At 72.9% G+C, this 18,896-nt stretch carries 19 protein-coding genes and 2 tRNA genes; 13 read left to right on the forward strand and 8 right to left on the reverse strand.

Annotated features, from left to right (window positions below; translation table 11 throughout):
- The first annotated feature begins 295 nt into the window (after positions 1 to 295).
- From TR46_RS25355 to TR46_RS25370, 4 genes are all read left to right on the forward strand, one after another.
- Positions 296 to 1,372, forward strand: coding sequence for an NAD-dependent epimerase/dehydratase family protein (locus TR46_RS25355; RefSeq protein WP_042405391.1), 1,077 nt, complete (start codon positions 296 to 298; stop codon positions 1,370 to 1,372).
- An 88-nt stretch (positions 1,373 to 1,460) separates the two neighbouring features.
- Positions 1,461 to 1,901 (forward strand): molybdenum cofactor biosynthesis protein MoaE, encoded by a 441-nt coding sequence (locus TR46_RS25360; RefSeq protein ID WP_236655493.1) that lies wholly within the window; start codon positions 1,461 to 1,463, stop codon positions 1,899 to 1,901.
- Positions 1,902 to 2,077: 176 nt separating this feature from the next.
- Positions 2,078 to 2,245, forward strand: a complete 168-nt coding sequence (locus TR46_RS43230) for a hypothetical protein (RefSeq protein WP_169790666.1) — start codon at positions 2,078 to 2,080, stop codon at positions 2,243 to 2,245.
- Between the two features lie 117 nt (positions 2,246 to 2,362).
- Positions 2,363 to 3,421, forward strand: a complete 1,059-nt coding sequence (locus TR46_RS25370) for a YlbL family protein (RefSeq protein ID WP_042405328.1) — start codon at positions 2,363 to 2,365, stop codon at positions 3,419 to 3,421.
- A gap of 60 nt (positions 3,422 to 3,481) precedes the next feature.
- Here the strand turns inward: TR46_RS25370 and TR46_RS25375 are convergent, their stop codons facing one another.
- Positions 3,482 to 4,033, reverse strand: coding sequence for a PPA1309 family protein (locus tag TR46_RS25375; protein WP_042405330.1), 552 nt, complete (start codon positions 4,031 to 4,033; stop codon positions 3,482 to 3,484).
- A 141-nt stretch (positions 4,034 to 4,174) separates the two neighbouring features.
- Here TR46_RS25375 and TR46_RS25380 point away from each other — a divergent pair, with 141 nt between their 5' ends.
- The 4 genes from TR46_RS25380 to TR46_RS25395 all read left to right on the forward strand — a co-directional run bounded on the left by TR46_RS25380 (position 4,175) and on the right by TR46_RS25395 (position 8,506).
- Positions 4,175 to 5,779, forward strand: a complete 1,605-nt coding sequence (locus tag TR46_RS25380) for a UPF0182 family protein (RefSeq protein WP_152626672.1) — start codon at positions 4,175 to 4,177, stop codon at positions 5,777 to 5,779.
- Between the two features lie 95 nt (positions 5,780 to 5,874).
- Positions 5,875 to 5,948: transfer RNA gene (locus tag TR46_RS25385), tRNA-Met, on the forward strand.
- Positions 5,949 to 6,079: 131 nt separating this feature from the next.
- Positions 6,080 to 6,153, forward strand: a tRNA-Met gene (locus tag TR46_RS25390).
- A 496-nt stretch (positions 6,154 to 6,649) separates the two neighbouring features.
- The gene (locus TR46_RS25395) at positions 6,650 to 8,506 is read left to right on the forward strand and encodes a tetratricopeptide repeat protein (RefSeq protein ID WP_236655494.1); all 1,857 of its coding nucleotides are present in this window, start codon (positions 6,650 to 6,652) and stop codon (positions 8,504 to 8,506) included.
- A gap of 180 nt (positions 8,507 to 8,686) precedes the next feature.
- Here TR46_RS25395 and TR46_RS25400 read toward each other — a convergent pair whose 3' ends face one another.
- From TR46_RS25400 to hisN, 3 genes are all read right to left on the reverse strand, one after another.
- Positions 8,687 to 9,100 carry a Fur family transcriptional regulator gene (locus tag TR46_RS25400; RefSeq protein ID WP_042405332.1) on the reverse strand — a complete coding sequence of 138 codons (414 nt, stop codon included), beginning with the start codon at positions 9,098 to 9,100 and terminating at the stop codon, positions 8,687 to 8,689.
- 18 nt (positions 9,101 to 9,118) lie between these two features.
- Positions 9,119 to 9,775 carry a DedA family protein gene (locus TR46_RS25405; protein WP_042405333.1) on the reverse strand — a complete coding sequence of 219 codons (657 nt, stop codon included), beginning with the start codon at positions 9,773 to 9,775 and terminating at the stop codon, positions 9,119 to 9,121.
- Positions 9,776 to 9,889: 114 nt separating this feature from the next.
- A complete protein-coding gene (gene hisN / locus TR46_RS25410) occupies positions 9,890 to 10,681 on the reverse strand; it encodes a histidinol-phosphatase (RefSeq protein ID WP_042405396.1) in 792 nt (263 codons plus the stop codon).
- Positions 10,682 to 10,745: 64 nt separating this feature from the next.
- On the opposite strand from hisN, the gene TR46_RS25415 reads away from it, so the two are divergent.
- On the forward strand, positions 10,746 to 11,219 hold the full coding sequence (locus tag TR46_RS25415) for a MarR family winged helix-turn-helix transcriptional regulator (RefSeq protein WP_042405336.1): 474 nt from the start codon (positions 10,746 to 10,748) through the stop codon (positions 11,217 to 11,219).
- Between the two features lie 125 nt (positions 11,220 to 11,344).
- On the opposite strand, the gene TR46_RS25420 is transcribed toward TR46_RS25415, so the two are convergent.
- The 4 genes from TR46_RS25420 to TR46_RS25435 all read right to left on the reverse strand — a co-directional run bounded on the left by TR46_RS25420 (position 11,345) and on the right by TR46_RS25435 (position 14,864).
- Positions 11,345 to 11,668, reverse strand: a complete 324-nt coding sequence (locus TR46_RS25420; RefSeq protein WP_042405337.1) for a DMT family transporter — start codon at positions 11,666 to 11,668, stop codon at positions 11,345 to 11,347.
- A 63-nt stretch (positions 11,669 to 11,731) separates the two neighbouring features.
- Positions 11,732 to 12,775 (reverse strand): ribosome small subunit-dependent GTPase A, encoded by a 1,044-nt coding sequence (gene rsgA, locus TR46_RS25425; RefSeq protein WP_042405340.1) that lies wholly within the window; start codon positions 12,773 to 12,775, stop codon positions 11,732 to 11,734.
- Between the two features lie 8 nt (positions 12,776 to 12,783).
- The gene (gene aroA / locus TR46_RS25430; RefSeq protein ID WP_042405341.1) at positions 12,784 to 14,127 is read right to left on the reverse strand and encodes a 3-phosphoshikimate 1-carboxyvinyltransferase; all 1,344 of its coding nucleotides are present in this window, start codon (positions 14,125 to 14,127) and stop codon (positions 12,784 to 12,786) included.
- Positions 14,128 to 14,150: 23 nt separating this feature from the next.
- Positions 14,151 to 14,864 (reverse strand): M50 family metallopeptidase, encoded by a 714-nt coding sequence (locus TR46_RS25435; protein WP_042405343.1) that lies wholly within the window; start codon positions 14,862 to 14,864, stop codon positions 14,151 to 14,153.
- Positions 14,865 to 15,121: 257 nt separating this feature from the next.
- Between TR46_RS25435 and TR46_RS25440 the strand changes: the two genes are divergently transcribed.
- The 4 genes from TR46_RS25440 to TR46_RS25455 all read left to right on the forward strand — a co-directional run bounded on the left by TR46_RS25440 (position 15,122) and on the right by TR46_RS25455 (position 18,825).
- On the forward strand, positions 15,122 to 15,877 hold the full coding sequence (locus TR46_RS25440) for an SOS response-associated peptidase (RefSeq protein ID WP_042405345.1): 756 nt from the start codon (positions 15,122 to 15,124) through the stop codon (positions 15,875 to 15,877).
- A gap of 109 nt (positions 15,878 to 15,986) precedes the next feature.
- Complete coding sequence (locus TR46_RS25445) at positions 15,987 to 16,877, forward strand: sigma-70 family RNA polymerase sigma factor (RefSeq protein WP_084718915.1); 891 nt, start codon at positions 15,987 to 15,989, stop codon at positions 16,875 to 16,877.
- Positions 16,874 to 17,200, forward strand: coding sequence for a mycothiol system anti-sigma-R factor (gene rsrA / locus TR46_RS25450; protein ID WP_042405347.1), 327 nt, complete (start codon positions 16,874 to 16,876; stop codon positions 17,198 to 17,200). The genes TR46_RS25445 and rsrA overlap by 4 nt, the downstream gene beginning before the upstream one ends.
- 185 nt (positions 17,201 to 17,385) lie before the next feature.
- A complete protein-coding gene (locus tag TR46_RS25455) occupies positions 17,386 to 18,825 on the forward strand; it encodes an HD-GYP domain-containing protein (protein ID WP_063770671.1) in 1,440 nt (479 codons plus the stop codon).
- The last annotated feature ends 71 nt before the right edge of the window (positions 18,826 to 18,896 follow it).

Consider the following 18,896-nt stretch of genomic DNA (forward strand, 5'->3'; position numbering starts at 1 on the left):
CCGTCGCGTCCGAGCGGCGGGGGAGGGTATGCCCGGGGCCGCGGCGGGTGCAAACAGGCGGGTGGTTTCCGGTCACTGCCGGGCGCCACCGTGCCGGGTGCACCGCCGCACCCTTGCCTCGGGCAGGATGGTCGATACGTGACCCGCACGAACGGGTCGCACGAACGCATCACGCGTACGCATCAAAATTAACCGTGAAGGAGAGCCGGTGAGTTCCCCACCTTCGCACGTTCGCTCTGGGCTGACCGCCGATGGGCTGACCGTCGAGCAGTACGGCCCCGCGGACGCGGAGGGCGTGGCGCCCGAGTACGACGGGCCGCCGCTGGTCGTAGCCGTCACCGGCGCCGCCTCCGGTATCGGCAGCCGGCTGGCCGCCCGGCTCTCCGCCTCGACCGCGGTGAAGCGGGTCCTGGCCATCGACGAGCGCCGCGGCGACGTGCCCGGGGTGCAGTGGCGGGTGCTGGACGTCCGGGACCCTGCCGTGGCCGAGCGGCTGGCCGGGGTCGACGTGGTGGTGCACCTGGCCCAGGACCTGGGCATGGACACCGATCCCCGGACCCGCAGCGCCTACAACGTCCGCGGCACCCAGACGGTGCTCACCGCCGCGGCCGCCGCCGGGGTGCACCGGGTGGTGCTGTGTACCTCCGCCATGGTCTACGGAGCGCTGGACGACAACGAGGTCCCGCTGGACGAGGACGCGCCGCTGCGCGCCACCGAGGAGGCCTCCCTGGTCGGGGACCTGCTGGAGATCGAGCGGCTGGGCCGGCGCGCGCCGCACGCGCACCCCGGGCTCTCGGTCACCGTGCTGCGCCCAGCGGTCGTGGTCGGTCCCGGCGTGGACACCGTGCTGACCCGCCACTTCGAGGCGCCCCGGCTGCTGGTGGTCGCGGGCTCCCGTCCCTGCTGGCAGTTCTGCCACGTGGACGACCTGACGGCGGCGCTGGAGTACGCGGCGCTCGGCCTGGTCGAGGGCGAGGTCACGGTCGGCTGCGACGGCTGGCTGGAGCAGGAGGAGGTCGAGGAGATCACCGGCATCCGCCGGATGGAGCTGCCGGCCTCGCTCGCCCTGGGCACGGCGGCCCGGCTGCACCGGCTCGGGCTGACCCCGGCCCCGGCCGGGGACCTGGCCTACACGATGTACCCGTGGGTGGTGTCCGGCAGCAGGCTGCACGAGGCCGGTTGGCGTCCGCTGCACACCAACGAGGAGGTGCTGGGCGAACTGCTGGAACAGGTCTCCGGCAACCACGCGGTGGCCGGCCGCCGGCTCGGCGGCAAGGACGCGGCGACCACCCTGGGCGCGGCCGGCGCGACGGTGGCGCTGGTGGGCACGGCGGCGCTGGTGCGCCGGGCGCGCAAGCGGCGGCGGATCTGAGCCCGAGACGGAAGCTTGTGTGGAAAGTAATATCCGCGATACGGAAACGATGAGGGCGGCGGAGCCGTCATCGGTCATGATGGACACCATGATGGAAGCCGCTGACGCCGACCCGATCCGCCTGCTCGCGCTGCGGGAGGCCCCGCTCTCCCTGGACGAGGTGTACGCCGCCGTCGGCGACACCCACGCCGGGGGCACGGCCGTCTTCGTCGGCACGGTGCGCGACCACGACGGCGGGAAGACCGTCACGGCGCTGGACTACAGCGCCCATCCCAGTGCCGAGGCGGAGCTGCGCCGGGTGGCCGAGAAGGTCGCCGCCGACTTCCCAGTGGTGGCCCTGGCCGCGGTGCACCGGGTCGGCGAGCTCGAGGTGAGCGATGCCGCGGTGATCGTCGCGGTCTCCTGCGCGCACCGCGGTGAGGCGTTCGAGGCCTGCCGCCGGCTGATCGACGACCTCAAGCACACCGTCCCGATCTGGAAGCACCAGCGCTTCGCCGACGGCACCGAGGAGTGGGTCGCCTCCTGCTGACGGCCGGCCGCCGACCGGCACCTGCGGGGCCGGACGGTGACGTGCCGTCACCCGATCGGCGGCGGCAGGGAAACGGCTCGACCGTCTGTTCCCCGGGCGGGACCCGGACGGCCCCGCGATCGTTGCCACGATGAGCGGATAGTCTGCTCCTATACACGATGAGCTGGGAGTACGACATGAGCGCTCTCGCGTGGTTGATCATCCCCGTGGTGGCCGGAGTCTTCGCCATGCTCTGGGTGGTCTGGTCCGGCCGGACCAGGTCGACCGGTGACCACGACGCCCTGGCGGAGCATCAGCGCTTCCGCGAGGCCATGGAACGCGGCATCGACCTGCCCGAGTCCTGACAGCTGCTCCGGGCCGCCGCTCCGGGCCGCCGTTCCCGGTCGGGGCCCGGGAAGCCGCGTACCCGGGAGCAGCAGTCCGCCGGGCGGCCGGTGCGAAGCGTCCCGTAGGGTCGTGCCATGCCACGCCGCTCCGCGACGATGCTCGCCTCCACGCTGCTGCTGATAGCGCTGTTCTGCGCCGCCGTGCTGATCAAGGTGCCCTACTCGGAGATGAGTCCGGGCCCGACGTACAACACGCTGGGCGCCCAGGGCGGCAAGCAGGTGATCACCATCAGCGGCCGCTCCACCTACCCGACCACCGGGAACCTCAACATGACCACGGTCGAGGTGACCAGCGCGGACTACACGCTGAACCTGGTCGAGGCGGTCACCGGCTGGCTGCGGCACGACCAGGCGGTCATTCCGCACAGCAACCTCTACCCGGACAACCAGACCGAGAAGCAGGCCGAGGCGCAGAACGCCGAGGAGTTCTCGGCGTCGCAGGACAGCGCCAAGGCGGCGGCGCTGACCCAGCTGGGCATCCCCGTCGGCACCGAGGTGGTGGTGTCCGCGGTGGTCGAGGGCAGCCCCTCGGTGGGCCGGATGCACGCCGGGGACGTGGTGGTCGCGGTGGACGGCACCAAGGTGACCGACCCCGACCAGGTGGCCGCCCTGGTCACCAAGCACCAGCCGGGCCAGGACGTCGTCTTCACGGTCATCCCGCCCGGGAAGACCAGCAGCAACCTGCAGCAGGTCACCGTCACCACGGCCAAGAACCCCGACACCGGCAAGGCCTTCGTCGGCATCCAGCCGGGCACCGAGCACACCTTCCCGTTCACCATCGACATCAACCTGGGCGACGTCGGCGGCCCCAGCGCGGGGCTGATGTTCGCCCTGGGCATCGTGGACAAGCTCCAGTCCACCGATCTGACCGGCGGGAGGTTCATCGCCGGCACCGGCACCATCGACGCCGACGGGACGGTCGGACCGATCGGCGGCATCTCCATGAAGATCATCGCGGCGCGCAACGCGGGCGCCCAGTACTTCCTCACCCCGTCGTCCAACTGCGCCGAGGCCGCCGCCGACACCCCGTCAGGGCTGCGGCTGATCAAGGTCGACAAGCTGTCGCAGGCGGTGACCGACCTGGCCGAGATCCGCTCGGGCGACCTCTCGGCGCTGCCCGCCTGCAGCAGGTAGGCGACCGGCGGCAGGGGGCAGCAAGGGGCAGCGGGAGCTGCCGGGGGACGGAAGGGCCCGTCAGGCGAAGGTGGTGAGCAGGGCCTCGGCCAGCCCGGGGACCAGGGCGGGCCCGGTCAGCACCTCGCGCGCGGAGTCCTTCTCGCGCAGCCGCAGCGCCGTCTCCCTGGTGCCGTCCCGCAGCACCGCGACGGTCATCCGGACCTCCTGCCGCTCCGGGTGCTTGGCGACCCAGGCGGCCAGCTCCTTCTCCGAGACGCCCTCCGGCAGCTTGGCCTCGGCGGTCGGCGGCAGGATCAGCCGCTCCACCACCAGCGCGCAGCCGGCCACCGCGTCGGGCCAGGCGATGGTGCCGAGGAAGGTGTCCAGCGGCGTGCCCTTGGGCACCTCGTCCTGCTCGATCGGGGTGAACTGGTCCGTGGCGCCGGGCTCCAGGCCCAGCTGCCGGGCCAGGCCCGGCTCGTTCTTCAGCAGCGCGGCGGTGTCCACCAGCGCGAACAGCCGCGCCGGCTGGTCCCAGCCGAGGCCGGCGGCGTACTCGTCGATCTCCAGGACGGCGCGGGTGATCGGGCGGGCGGCGGGAGGAAGGCTCTCCTCAAGGGTTTCCGACATGCCATCCATCCTCACACGCCGGAGGCTACGACCTCATCACGGCGGCAGCAGGTCACCCGGTCCGGGAACCAGAAGGCGGGTCTGTTCAGTTGCCTTCTGGGGTGCTGTTCCCGCAGCGCCGCCAGGAACCACTGTCGTGAGGTGCGTGCGTTGGTCTTCCAGATGCCCGACCACGGCGGCTGTCGGCCGCCGGGCGTCCTCCGTGGACGTACCGGCGTGCGCGCGGCTGCCCGGGTTCTGCTGGCGACCCTGTTCGTGCTGGTGCTGCTGTTCCTGGTGTCGCTGATCGCCTTCGACCTGTGGACCGGACGCCTCTGGTACCGGTCGGTCGGCTTCTCCGGCGTGTACACGGTCCGGCTGCGCACCCAGGGCATGCTGTTCCTGGCCTTCGGTGTGCTGATGGGGCTGGCCACCGCGCTGAACGCCTGGCTGGCGTACCGGCTGCGGCCGCCGTTGAGCGCCATGTCCTTCGAGCAGCGGCACCTGGAGCGCTACCGGACCTCGGTGGCCCGGCACCGGGTCCGGTCGCTGGTCGCGGTGGCCATGCTGCCCGGGCTGCTGGCGGGCGCGGCCGCGGCGGCGGCCTGGAAGACCTGGCTGGCGGCGGCCAACGGCACCTCCTTCGGCAGCGTCGACCCGCAGTTCCACCAGGACATCTCCTTCTACGTCTTCCAACTGCCCTGGTACCGCTTCCTGGTCGACTTCGGCCTGGTCGCGCTGGCCGTCTCGGCGGTCACCGCGGCGCTGGCGCACTACCTCTACGGCGGGATCAGGACGCAGGGCCCCGGCCGGCTGCTGTCCTACCCGGCCCAGAGCCATCTGGGGGTGCTGCTGGGCCTGCTGGTGGCCCTGAAGGCGGTGGCCTACTGGCTGGACCGCTACTCGCTGGCGGTGAAGGCCGGGGCGGAACACGCGGCCGACGGCCTGAACGGGGTCGGCTACACCGAGGCCAACGCGGTGCTGCCGGCCAAGACGGTCATGTGCGGGATCGCGGTCATCTGCGCGGTGCTGTTCCTGGCCACCCCGGTGCGCCGGAGCTGGGCGCTGCCGCTGACCGGGCTGGCCCTGATGGCCTTCTCCTCGGTGCTGATCGGCTCGGTCTGCCCCGCCCTGGTGCAGCACTTCCAGGTCCAGCCGGACGCGCAGGCCAAGGAGGCGCCCTACGTCGCCCGCAACAGCGCGGCCACCGCGGCCGCGTACGGGATCGGCGGGTACACGGCAGCGGTCGCGCCACGGGCGGGGGCACTGCAGGCGTCCCCCTCGGCGGGCGCGTCCGGTGCCGCGTCCGCCGGGGCCGGCGGGGCGGCCGGCGGCGCCTCGTCCGCCGACACGGCGCCGGTCCGGGTGGCCGCCTCGGACGCGCGGCAGCGGGTGCAGGCGGTCGCCCCCTGGCTGCGCACCGGCGCCAGCCCGTACCAGGTCACCGTCGGCGGCCGGACCGAGTGGGTCGTGGACGGCTACACGACCAGCGACAGCTACCCCTTCGCGGCGGAGGTCGGCACCGCGATGGGCGGCGGCGCGGTCGACTACATCCGGGACTCGGTGAAGGCCACGGTGGACGTGTCGAGCGGTGCGGTGGCGCTCTACCAGTGGGACACCGCGGACCCGCTGCTGCGGACCTGGATGCGGGCCTTCCCGGGCACGGTCCGTCCGTACGCCACCATCGACGACCGGTTGAGGTCCGAACTGCGCTACCCCTCGGAACTCCTGGCGCTGCAGCAGGACATGCTGGGCTCCGGCCGGTGAACGGCCCGGCCGGTACCTGGCCGCTGCTGGGGCCTGGTCGCTGAACTGGGATTCTTCGGGCCGGGTCACTCCGTGCTACGGTAAGGGCACAACGACGCGGGGTGGAGCAGCTCGGTAGCTCGCTGGGCTCATAACCCAGAGGTCGCAGGTTCAAATCCTGTCCCCGCTACTCCTTGTCGGAAGGCCCGGTGCACATCGCACCGGGCCTTCTGCCTTGCCCCCGTGCCCTGCCGGCGGGGTCGGCCGGATCAAGTGATTTGCGGTGCCGGTCGCCGGTGATCTACTGTGAGGACACAACGACGCGGGGTGGAGCAGCTCGGTAGCTCGCTGGGCTCATAACCCAGAGGTCGCAGGTTCAAATCCTGTCCCCGCTACTCCTTGTCGGGAGGCCCGGTGCACATCGCACCGGGCCTCCCGTGCGTTGCGGGGCCACATCTGACGATGTGTCCTGCGTCTCACTCCTCCGGGTGATCGGCGCGGCAAGGGCGAAGGAATAGGCTCCCGGAGGAGTCCCTGCGGAACGGGTGGACCCGTAGGGCAATCTGGTTGTCGCTTCAATCGTCCGATCCGGTAGTGAATCTGACGGTCTGTCTATTGCTGTCGGGAGCGGGGAGACTGGGGCGCGAGGGGCCGGTGTCCCCCGCTGGGGCGGAGTCGGCTCCGAGCCCTGATGGCGACTGTGCGAGGTTGATGTGTCGCGATATCGACAAAGCGCTGAAGTAACCTCATCGGCTGGGGTATACCAGGTGTACGCGGGTTGCGGGTGGTGCGACGATGAACCCCATGGGGGACGGTGCGTGGCCGGAAAACGGCCGTCAGCTCCGATGCGTACCACGGATGACCAGGAATCCGGCTGACGCAGGAGTCGACATGTCGGTAGTCGCTGGAGGAGGAGCGGGCGTCGAGCAGGACGACCCGCAGGTCGGACGGCTGCCCCTGCAACGTGTCCCGGACGAGGCCGCCCGGGTCGCCGCGGCAGAGGTCGGCAGCTATGACGCGACCGGGACCGAGCCGCCCGCCGCGGACGACGAGTCGGACCGGCACAGCTTCGAATCCGCCCTGGAGGCCCAGGAGGAGGCGGCGCTGGAGGCCCGCTACCGGCTGGACGCCGAGGAGGACCCGGCCGCGAGCAGCCTGCTCGGCGCGATGCTGCTGCGCCGGGGCGACCCGGACGACGCCGAGCCCTACCTCCGCCGCGCCGCCGCCTCCGGGATCAGGGCCGGGGCCAACAACCTGGGCGTCCTGCTGCACCAGCGCGGCCACCGCGAGGAGGCCGCGCAGTGGTGGCGCGCCGCCGCGGTCGCGGGCAGCGCGCCGGCCGCCCACGCGCTCGGCCTGCACCTGCGCGACCACGGCGACGAGCCCGGCTCGGAGTACTGGCTGCACCAGGCCGCCGAGCAGGGCCACACCGGCGGCGCCTATGCCCTGGCCGACCTGCTGGAGCACCGCAGGGAGACGGTCCGGGCCGAGCGCTGGTTCCGCACCGCCGCGGAGACCGGGCACCGCGAGGCCGCCTACCGCCTCGGCCGGCTCAAGGAGACCGCGAAGGAGGGCGAGGGCGCCGAGCAGTGGTACCGCCAGGCGGCGGCCCGCGGCCACGCCCGGGCCGCGCTGCGGCTCGGCATGCAGTTGGAGCGGCGCGGCGAGCGGGAGGAGGCCGCGCGCTGGTACCGCCAGTCGGCGCAGGGCGGCGAGCCGAGGGCCGCGTCCGCCCTGGGCTTCCTGCTGCGCGACGGCGGGGACGAGGTGGCCGCGGCCGACTGGTGGCGCGAGGCCGCCGAGGCCGGCGACGGCAGCGCCGCCAACGCGCTGGGCGCGCTGCACGCCTCCTGGGGCGAGACCGACATGGCCGAGCAGTGGTACCGCGCCGCCCTGGAGGCCGGGGACCACAACGGCGCCTTCAACCTGGGGCTGCTGTGTGCGGCCGAGGGGCGGGAGGCGCAGGCCGAGCAGTGGTACCGGCGCGCGGCCTACGCCGGGCACCGGGAGGCCAGCAACGCGCTGGCGGTGATGCTGCTGCAGCGCGGGGACACCCCCGGCGCCGAGCCGTGGTTCTCCAAGGCGGCCGAGGCCGGGAGCGTGGACGCCGCCTTCAACCTGGGCATCCTGCACGCCGGGCGCGGGGAGCAGCACGACGCCCAGGAGTGGTACGCCCGCGCGGCCGGGCAGGGGCACGCCGAGGCGGCGCTGCAGCTGGCCGTCGCCAAGGAGCGGCGCGGGGACGTCGCGTCGGCGGCCACGCGGTACCGGCAGGCGGCGGAGCGGGGGTCGGCCGAGGCGGCGTTCCGGCTCGCGGTGCTGCTGGAGCGGGGCGGGGAGGAGCGGCACGCCGAGGAGGTGGACCGCTGGTACGCGGTGGCCGCGGAGGCCGGGCACGGGCGTGCGCAGGTACGGGTGGGCGTCCGGGCCGCGGAGCGGGGTGACGCGGTGGCGGCGGAGCAGTGGTACCGGCGGGCGGCGGAAGGGGGGAGCCGCAGTGCGGCCTTCAACCTGGGGCTGCTGCTGGCACGGGAGGGGAGTGAGGCGGAGGCGATGCTCTGGTACACCAGGGCGGCCGACGCCGGGCACGGGCGGGCGGCGCTGCGGCTGGGGCTGGTGGCGGCGCGGAGGGGGGAGCTGGCGCAGGCGCACCGGTGGTGCGAGCGGGCGGCCGAGTACGGGCCCGGGAGCGTGACCGAGCGGGCGGTGCGGTTGATCGAGGCGCTGCGGGCGGATTTGACGGCGTAGTCGGTAACCACGGCGGGGTGGGGGTGCGGTTGGCGCCACCGTGCACCTCGGTGGTGGCCTCTCGCGCAGTTCCCCGCGCCCTGAGGGTCTGCAACTGGCTCGGTTGCACTTGCTCAGGGGTGCGGGGAACTGCGCGACAAGCCCGCTACGGTCCGCAGCTGAAGATCCGTCAGAGCCACGCTAGGCGGCGCAGTCGGGGCAGAGGCCGCGGTAGGTGACTTCTACGGTGGAGATGGTGAAGCCGAAGCGTTCCGCAGGGGGGAGGGCGGCTATCGGGTCGTCCGTGGGGTGGACGTCGCGGATGGAGCCGCAGGCGGAGCAGACCAGGTGCTGGTGGGCGTGGTGGGCGTTGGGGTCGTAGCGCTTGGCGCGGCCGTCGGTGCTGACCTCCAGCACCTCGCCCAGGGTGACCAGTTCGCCGAGGGTGTTGTAGACCGTGGCCCTGCTGATCTCCGGCAGCAGCTCCACCGCGCGGGCATGGATCTCGTCGGCGGTGAAGTGGACGTGGTCGCCGTCGAGCACCTGGGCCACGACCCGCCGCTGCGAGGTCAGCCGCCAGCCCCGGTCCCGGAGTCGTTCCAGCAGGTCACTCATACCCGGAAGGATAACCGGTCAGCGTACGGCCTCGGCTTCCTCGGGGGCTTCCTCGAAGCGGGACGACGAGCGCTTCTCGGCGCGGTGCTTGAAGTAGAGCAGGGCGCCGATCGCGACCACGATCACGCCGACGAAGATCCAGCTGGCCAGGCTGGCGTAGTGCTCCACCTGGTGCCAGCCCGCGCCGGCGAAGTAGCCGAGCAGGACGAAGCCGGTGGCCCAGAACGCCCCGCCGAGCACGTTCCACAGGGCGAAGGTGCGGTACCGCATGTCGGAGACCCCGCACAGGCCCGGCACCAGGGCCCGCAGCGCCGCGGCGAAGCGTCCGGCGAAGACCGCCCGGCCGCCCAGTCGCGCGATCAGGTCCTTGCTCTGCCGGACGTGGGCCGGCTTGATCAGCCGGTGCGGGATGCGGCCCAGCAGGCTGTCGCCCCAGCGCTTGCCGACCGCGTAGCCGATGCTGTCGCCGATGACCGCCCCGGCGACGGCGACCGCGATCACCGCCCACAGCTCGGTCCTGCCGTTGTAGGCGGTGACCCCGCCGATCACCACGGCGGTCTCGCCGGGGATCACGAAGCCGAGGAAGACCGAGGACTCCAGGGCCGGCAGCAGGAAGACCGCCAGCAGCACCAGGGTGCCGTTGAGTGCCAGCAGATGGTCGCTGATCCAGGACACCGGTGAGCCTCCAGGCACGGCGGAGATGGCAAAGGGCAGTAAGGGGCTGTCCGAACCGTACCTGGCCAACGTCACCCGGCGGGCGGAAGGTTCCGCCCGGGCCCGGCCTCCGGGTCACCCCAGGCGCTGCAGCAGTTCGCCGTGGAGCAGGCCGTTCGAGGCGGCGGCGTCGCCGCTGTGGACGCCGGGCACGCCGTCCAGGCCGGTGAAGCGGCCGCCGGCCTCCTCGACGATGACGCAGGTCGCGGCCATGTCCCAGAGGCTGAGCTCGGGCTCGGCGCAGATGTCCACGGAGCCCTCGGCGACCATCATGTAGGGCCAGAAGTCGCCGTAGGCGCGGGTGCGCCAGCAGGTGCGGGAGAGGTCGAGGAAGGCGTCGAGCCGGCCCCGCTCCTCCCAGCCGGTGAGCGAGGAGTACGCGAAGGAGGCGTCCTCCAGGACGGACACGTCGGAGACCTGGATCTTGGACGCCTTGGTGAGGCTGCGCCCGGTGAACGCTCCGGTGCCCTTCGCGGCCCACCAGCGACGGCCCAGGGCGGGCGCGGAGACCATCCCGACCACCGGCCGCTCACCGCCCTCGCCCAGCTCCATCAGCGCGATCAGGGTGGCCCAGACCGGGACGCCGCGGATGTAGTTCTTGGTCCCGTCGATGGGGTCGATGACCCAGCGCCGCGGGCCGTGGCCGGTGCTGCCGAACTCCTCGCCCATCACGGCGTCACGCGGGCGGGCCCGCTTGAGGTCGTTGCGCAGCAGGTCCTCGACGGCCTTGTCGGCGTCGCTGACCGGGGTGAGGTCCGGCTTGGTGTCGATCTTCAGATCGAGCGCCTTGAACCGCTCCAGCGTCACCGAGTCTGCGTGGTCGGCGAGGACATGGGCGAGGCGGAGATCGTCGTGGTAGTCGGCCATGCCCTGCACAGTAACGATCAGGCGGGGGCAGGGCCAGCAGCGTCCACACCTCTACGCTGGCCGTATGGCAGCGGAATCGGAAGTGGACGACCGGGAACTGGTCACCTGGTGGGGACTTGTGGTCGAGGCCTGCGCGCGGACGGCTCCGCTGCTGCAGGTCGGACCGGTCGGCGGGGTGGACCTCCCCGGCCCCTGGTTCGAGGTGCTGCTGCGGCTGCTGCGGACGCCGGGGTACCGGCTGCCGATGACCCAGCTCGCGCATGACGTCGCACTGAGCAGCGGGGGTTTCACCAAGCTGGCCGACCGGATGGTGCGGGAGGCGCTGATCGAGCGCCAGGTGTCGGCGGAGGACCGCCGGGTGGTGTTCGCCGCGCTCACGGAGCGGGGGCTGCGGGTGGGGGAGGAGGCGCAGCGGCTCCATGTGGCGGCCCTGCGTCAGCACTTCCTCGCTCCGCTCGGGGTGCGGCGGGCGGGGGAGTTGGCGTCGTTGATGCGGGTGCTGCGGGATGCGAGTGAGGCGCAGCGGGGTTCGGTCTGATTTTTCGGCTGCGGCTTGTGCGTGGCTTGTCGCGCAGTTCCCCGCGCCCCTGAACATGTGCAACTGAGCCAGTTGCAGACCCCAGGGGCGCGGGGAACTGCGCGACCAACCATGCACAAGGCGGGCTAGTGGGTGGACCCGCTGAGTTGGAGTCCCACTACGCCGATCAGGACGAAGCTGATGGAGAGGATCTTCATCACCGAGACGACGTCGCCCAGCCAGACCATGCCGTAGATCGCTGTGCCGGCTGCGCCGATCCCGGTCCAGACGGCGTAGGCGGGGCCGATGTCGAGGGTTTTCAGGCCGAGGGACAGCAGGCCGAAGCTGCCGATGCCGAAGAGGGCGAAGCCGACCACGGGCCAGAACCTGGTGAAGTTCTCGCTCTGCTTGAGGCACACCGCGAAGCCGGTCTCCAGGAATCCGGCGACGACCACCATCAGCCAGGCCACGGTTCCTCCCAAGGTCGCACAGTGATCACCATCGTCGGTCGGGGCGGGCGCTGCTGCGAGTCGTCAGTCACCTTCGCGGGTCTCCCGGGTGGAGAGAAGCCGGCGCAGTGAGTAGAGGCGGGCGGGGTCGGCGTGGCCCTCGGCCACCCACGTGTCCAGGGCGCAGTCGGGTTCGTCGTGGCTGCAGGCGCGGGGGCAGCCCTCGGTGCCGGGGACCAGGTCGGGGAAGGCCAGGATGACCCGGCCCGGTTCGATGTGGGAGAGGCCGAAGGAGCGGAAGCCCGGGGTGTCGATGACCCAGCCGGGCTCATCCCCGCGAGCGGCGCCGGGGGCCGGGGGCAGCCGCAGGGCCAGCGCCGAGGTGGTGGTGTGCCGTCCGCGGCCGGTGACCGCGTTGACATGGCCGGTGGACCGCTGGTGCTCCGGTACCAGGGCGTTCACCAGGGTGGTCTTGCCCACCCCGGAGTGGCCGATGAACACCGTCGACAGCCCGCGCAGCTGCTCGCGGACCCGTTCGGCGCCCTCGTCGGCCAGGTCGTCACGGCGGGTGACGACGTGGGCGACGCCCAGCGGGGCGTAGATGTCCAGCAGCGGCTCGGGGGCGGCCAGGTCGGACTTGGTGAGCACCAGCAGAGGGCGCAGTCCGGCGTCGTAGGCGGCCACCAGGCAGCGGTCGATCAGCCGGGCCCGGGGCTCCGGGTCGGCCAGTGCGATGACGATGGCCAGCTGGTCGGCGTTGGCGACCACGATCCGCTCGTACGGGTCGTCGTCGTCGGCCGTCCGGCGCAGCACCGAGGCGCGCTCCTCGACCCGGACGATCCGGGCCAGTACCCCGGGCTCCCCGGAGAGGTCGCCGACCAGGCCGACCCGGTCGCCGACGACCACGCCCTTGCGGCCCAGCTCCCGGGCCTTCATCGCGGAGATCTCCCGCTCGCGCTTGGTCCCGGCCTCGACCAGGCAGGTGAACCGGCCCCGGTCGACGGTGAGCACCATGCCCTCGGCGGCGTCCTCGTGGGTGGGCCTGGTCCGGGTCCGGGGCCGGGAGCCCTTGCGCGACGGGCGGGCGCGGATGTCGTCCTCGTCGGCGTCCTTGCCGTAGCGGCGCATGCGGATCCTCAGCCCCTCGCCGACATCGGGGCGTTGTCCAGCATCGCGCTCCAGAGCCCGGGGAAGTCCGGCAGGGTCTTGGCGGTGGTGCCGACGTTCTCCACCTGGATCCCGGGGACGACCAGGCCGACCACGGCGGCGGCGGTGGCCAGCCGGTGGTCCTCGTAGGTGTGGAACACGCCGCCGTGCAGCGGGCGCGGGTTGATCACCAGGCCGTCCTCGGTCTCGGCGACGTCGCCGCCCAGGGCGTTGAACTCGTCGGCGAGGGCCTTCAGCCGGTCGGTCTCGTGCATCCGCAGATGGGCGATGCCGCTGAGCCGGGACGGGGAGTCGGCCAGCGCGGCGACGGCGGCGACCACCGGCGCGAGCTCGCCGACGTCGTGCAGGTCGGCGTCCAGGCCGTGGACGCGTCCGCTGCCGGTGAAGCGCAGCCCCTCCGGGGTGGCCTCGCAGGAGCCGCCCATCCGGGTGAACAGTCCGCGCAGCTGGTCGCCGGGCTGGCTGGTGCGCTCCGGCCAGTCGCGGACGGTGACCGTACCGGCGGTGACCAGGGCGGCGGCCAGGAAGGGGGCGGCGTTGGAGAGGTCGGGTTCGACCACCAGGTCCCGGCCGAGCAGCGCGCCGGGAGTGACCCGCCAGACGTCCGGCTCGCCGCCGTCCTCGGGCGCGTCCACCTGGGCGCCGGCCGCGCGCAGCATCTCCACGGTCATCCGGATGTGCGGCAGCGAGGGGACCGGGTCGCCGGAGTGCCGGACCTCGACGCCCTGCTGGAACCGCGGTCCGGACAGCAGCAGCGCGCTGACGAACTGGGAGGACGACGAGGCGTCCACGGTGACGGTGCCGCCGACCAGGCCGCCGGTGCCGTGCACGGTGAGCGGGAGCGCGCCCCGGCCCTCGTCCTCGATCCGCGCCCCCAGCGCGCGCAGTGCGCTGATCACGCCGCCGAGCGGGCGTTCGTACGAACGGGGGTCGCCGTCGAACTGCACCTCGCCGTCGGCGAGGGCCGCGACCGGCGGCAGGAAGCGCATCACCGTGCCGGCGTTGCCGACGTCCACGGTGGCCGGTCCGCTGAGCGGGTTGGGCAGCACCCTCCAGGCGTCACCGCCGCCCGACACCCCGCTGCTGCTGTTGAGAATGTCCTCGATGCCGACCCCGAGGGCGCGCAGCCCCTCGGCCATCAGCAGGCTGTCCCGGCTGCGCAGCGGGCGGCGGACATAGCCGGGCTGGTCGGCGAGGGCCGCCAGGACGAGGGCGCGATTGGTCGCCGACTTGGATCCGGGAACGGTGACGACCGCGTCGACTGGGTCGGTCGCGGTCGGTGCGGGCCACAGGGGTTCCAGAGTGCCGGTCATGGGTCCCGAGCCTATCGGCTCGCTCAGCGGGTGAGCAGCCAGCGCGCCCCGGCGGCGAGACAGGCCAGGCCGATCAGCAGGAACAGTGTCACCCAGAGGAGTGCCGGGGTGCGGGTCAGCCGGCCCAACTGGTCCGCGTCCGAGTCCGGGGCACCGCCGTGGCGGCGTTTGCGCTGCAGTTCGACCACCGGTCGGACGCCCGAGAGCAGCAGGAACCAGACGCTCAGATAGGCGAAGGCCCCTTGGACCTGTTCGCTGCCGAACCAGGAGACGGCGAAGCAGATGCCGCCGGTGACCAGCACCGTCAGCGCCCCGTAGGCGTTCCTGATCATGATCAGGACGGCGATCAGCAGCCCGACCACGGCCCACAGCAGGGCGGTGATGTGGCCGCCGGAGATCAGCCAGGCGCCGCCGAGGCCCAGCAGCGGCGGCGCGGAGTAGCCGGCGGCGGCGGTCAGCACCATGCCGGGGCCGTGCGGCTTGCCGGAGGAGACGGTGAGGCCCGAGGTGTCCGAGTGCAGGCGGATGCCGTGCAGCCTGCGCCGGGTCAGCACGGCGACCAGGCCGTGTCCGCCCTCGTGCGCGATGGTCACGACATTGCGGGTGTAGTGCCAGCTGAAGCGCGGCCAGACGGCCAGCAGGGCTATGGCTGCCGTCGCCCAGACGATCGGCCCCGACGGGGCGGCCTGGACACCGGTGACCTGGTCCCAGACCTGGCTGATGCTCTGCGGGTGCATGGAAGTGCTCCAACTTTCCGGGGAACGACCCCCCGTACCCCCGCGTGGACCCGTGCAGGCGGGCGCGGGGCGAGCGGGCACCGGCCGGCGAACCGGAGCGGAGTGCCTTCGGTGGGGCGTCGACGGACGGGGACGGACAGCGGGGACGGACCAACGGGGACGGACAGGGGAGAGGGAAGCCTCGCACGGAGGGATGTGGAACCGGTAGTCGCCGGTTCGGGCCACGGCTGACAGTGTCCGGTGGCATGGTGGGGCGTATGTGCGGTCGCTATGCGTCGAGTAGGAAGCCGGAGGACCTGGTCGGCCTGTTCGACGTGGCCTCGTGGGACCCGACCGAGGCCCTGGCCCAGAACTGGAACATCGGCCCGACCGACCCGGTGTACGCGGTGCTGGACCGGGCGGTCAGGGGGGAGCACCCCGAGCCGGTGCGGCAGCTTCGCACCTTGCGCTGGGGCCTGGTCCCGTCCTGGGCCAAGGACGCCCGGGGCGGCGCGCGGATGATCAACGCCCGGGTCGAGGGCATCCAGGAGAAGCCGTCGTTCCGGAAGGCGCTGGCCAAGCGCCGCTGCCTGATCCCGGCCGACGGCTACTACGAGTGGTTCACCCCGGAGGTCCCGCCCGGCACTCCCAAGTCCCGGATCAGGAAGCAGCCGCACTTCATCACCCCCGCCGACGGCTCGGTGCTGGCCATGGCCGGCCTCTACGAGTTCTGGCGGGACCGGGGCGTCCCCGACGACGACCCGGCCGCCTGGCTGTGCACCTGCACCATCGTCACCACCGCCGCCGAGCCCGCGCTGGCCGCCATCCACGACCGGATGCCGCTGCGGCTGCTCCCCGAGCACTGGGACGCCTGGCTGGACCCGGCCCTGGACGACGCCGACGAGGCCCGCGCCCTGCTGGCACCCCCGCCACCGGGGCTGATGGAGGCCCGACCGGTGTCGCCGGCCGTCGGCAACATCCGCAACAACGGACCGGAGCTGATCCGGCCGCTGGAGCCCGACGGACTCTTCTGATGCACGTGCACAGATTTTTGACGCGCGAGCACGGACCCGGGAATGCGCGCAGGGGTCCCCTGGTTCACATGACTGTCGGTACCAGCAGCGTCAGTGGAAGGCAGTGCTCATGGTTTCAGCCGCATGCCCCGCCCGTCCCGAGGGCGTCGCGAGCTCCGTTCTGTCCTGGCCGCAGTGGCCGGTGGCGGGCGGCAAGACCGCGAGCCCGATAGTCTCCCTTGCGAGCGGGTCCACTCTCGTGGACCGGCCGTTTGTCGCTGAGGAGGTGGGTCCGGTCACCGGGACCGAGGACGAGACGGGGGCCGTGGTCGAGCCGAAGGCGGACGAGGACTTCGACGGCGACACCTTCAGGGCTGCCGCCGAGGAGACCGAGTCCGAGCGTTCGGCACGATTCGAACGGGATGCCCTGGGCTACCTGGACCAGCTGTACTCCGCCGCGCTGCGGATGACGCGGAACCCGGCCGATGCCGAGGATCTGCTGCAGGAGACGTTCGCCAAGGCGTTCGCCTCCTTCCACCAGTTCCGTGAGGGCACCAACCTCAAGGCGTGGCTGTACCGCATCCTGACCAACACCTTCATCAACTCCTACCGGAAGAAGCAGCGCGAGCCGCAGCGGACCGGCGCGGAGGAGATCGAGGACTGGCAGCTGGCGCGCGCCGAGTCGCACATGTCGACCGGTCTGCGCTCCGCCGAGACGGTGGCCCTGGACCACCTCCCGGACAGCGACGTGAAGGACGCGCTGCAGTCGATTCCGGAGGAGTTCCGGATCGCCGTGTATCTCGCGGACGTCGAGGGCTTCGCGTACAAGGAGATTGCCGACATCATGGGGACACCCATCGGTACGGTGATGTCCCGGCTCCACCGCGGTCGCAGGCAGCTGCGCGACCTGCTGGAGGACTACGCCCGCGACCGTGGGCTGGTCCCGGCTGGCAGCGGCGCCGGGACCGGTGTCACGCAGACTGGTCCCTCGCAGGACCTGGCGAAAGGCTCGGGCTCATGAGCTGCGGCAACCACCACGACACCGCGTGCGGTGAGGTGCTCGACCACCTCTACGAGTACCTCGACAACGAGATGGGCGAGGGGGACTGCGCCAAGCTGAAGCAGCACTTCGACGAGTGCTCGCCGTGCCTGGCCCAGTACGGCCTGGAACAGGCCATCAAGGCGCTGGTGAAGCGCTCCTGCTGCGACACCGCGCCGTCGGACCTGCGCGGCAAGGTGCTGGCGCGGATCGAGCAGATCCGCGCGGGCGTGCCGGTCCAGGGCGACCTGGTCGGCGACGACCCGGTGGGCGCCGGAGCGCCGGCGGAGGCCGAACGCCGCTGACGCCTTCGACGACTGACGCGGCGTCACCAAAAAAGCAGACGTGAATCCGTGGCCCCGGGGCTTGACGCCCCGGGGCCACGGGTATTGACGGGGCGAAACACAGGTGCTTGCTCCAGTCCGCCTGGCGAACCCTGTGCGCGACGGGTCGTCGACGTGGGGCATCCCCTGATTGGAGCACCGCAGCAGTGGAGCAGAGCCGCCGCGCGCTCCCGACCGTGGCCAGGGTGTACGTCGCCCTGGTGGTCGCGGCCGCGCTGGGCTGGGTGCTGTCCGCACTGCCGCAGGTGCGGACCGCCGAGGCCTGGTCCAGGGCGGCCGTGCTGGCGCTGCTGTTCCTGGGCTGCGACCTCGTCGCCCGCAGCGCCGCCGCGGGCGACGAGGCCGCCCCGGCGGCCCACTTCCCGGTGCTGCTCGCGGGCGCGCTGCTGCTTCCGCCCTCCGCCGCCGCGCTGGTCGCGCTGCCGGCCGCGCTGCTGGCGCCCGCCGCGCCGCCGCGGGCGGTCCGCAGGTGCTGGAACGCGGCCCAGCTGGGCCTGTCCGCCTTCGCCGGCTCCTGCGCGTTCCGGGCGCTGGACGGCCACCGGCTGCTGGCCGGCGTGCACCTGCCGGCCGTGCTGCTGCCGGCCGGAGCGGCCGCGCTGGTCTTCTGCGCCGTCAACAGCCTGCTGATGGGCGGCATCCTGGCGGCGGCCGAGTCCGGCGGGCGGCGCCGGAACTGGTACCGCAGCCTGCTGCGCTGCCCCGCGTCGGCCTTCGGCCACGGCCTGGTCGGGCTGATGATGGCGGTGCTCTGGGAGGGCCCCTACGGCGCCTTCGCCGGGGTGCTGGCGCTGCTGCCGCTGGGCGTCGCCGGGTGGGTGTCGGCGCAGTCGCAGCGCGAGCGGGCGGCGCACCGGGCGACCGTGCGCGCCCTGGTGCAGGCGGTGGAGATCAAGGACGGCTACACCCGAGGACACAGCGAACGGGTGGGCCGCGCCGCCGTCCTGATGGCGGGTGAGCTGGGGATGGGGCCCGAGCGGGCGGCCTCGCTGCGGGTGGCCGGCACCCTGCACGACGTCGGCAAGCTGGGCGTGCCGACCCGGCTGCTGCGCAAGAGCGGTCCGCTCACCGACGAGGAGTACCGGCAGGTGGTGCTCCATCCCGAGTACGGCCATGAGCTGGTCCGCGGGATCGGCTTCCTGGGCGAGGCCAGGGCGGGGATCCTGCACCACCACGAGCGGATGGACGGCCGCGGCTACCCGCACGGCCTGTCCGGGACGGAGATCCCGGAGTTCGCCCGGGTGATCGCGGTGGCCGACGCCTTCGACTCGATGACCTCGACCCGCTCCTACCGGCGCGGCCGGCCGGTCGCCGAGGCGCTGGCCGAGCTGGAGCGCTGCGCGGGCAGCCAGTTCGACCCGGTCATGGTGACCGCGCTGGTCCGGGCCCTGCAGCGGACCCGGTGGCAGCCCGCGCTGCTGGGACGCGAGGGTGAGCAGCAGGCGCCCGAGGTGCCGCTGGGGGCGCGCGAGCCGCTGCCCCGGGTGCCGGCGCCCGCCGGGGCGCTCCGCGCGGGGGAGGCGGCCGGGGACCGCGGCGGCACGGGCGGTACCGGCGGACGTGCGTCGGCGTGGTGGCGGCGGTGAGCGGGGGATCCGGCGGACGGAGCGGCCGGCGGGGGAGCGGACCGGCTCCGCGCGACGCCTGGGGCATGGCC

It is taken from the genome of Streptacidiphilus carbonis, from assembly GCF_000787775.1.
Lineage (GTDB): Bacteria > Actinomycetota > Actinomycetes > Streptomycetales > Streptomycetaceae > Streptacidiphilus > Streptacidiphilus carbonis.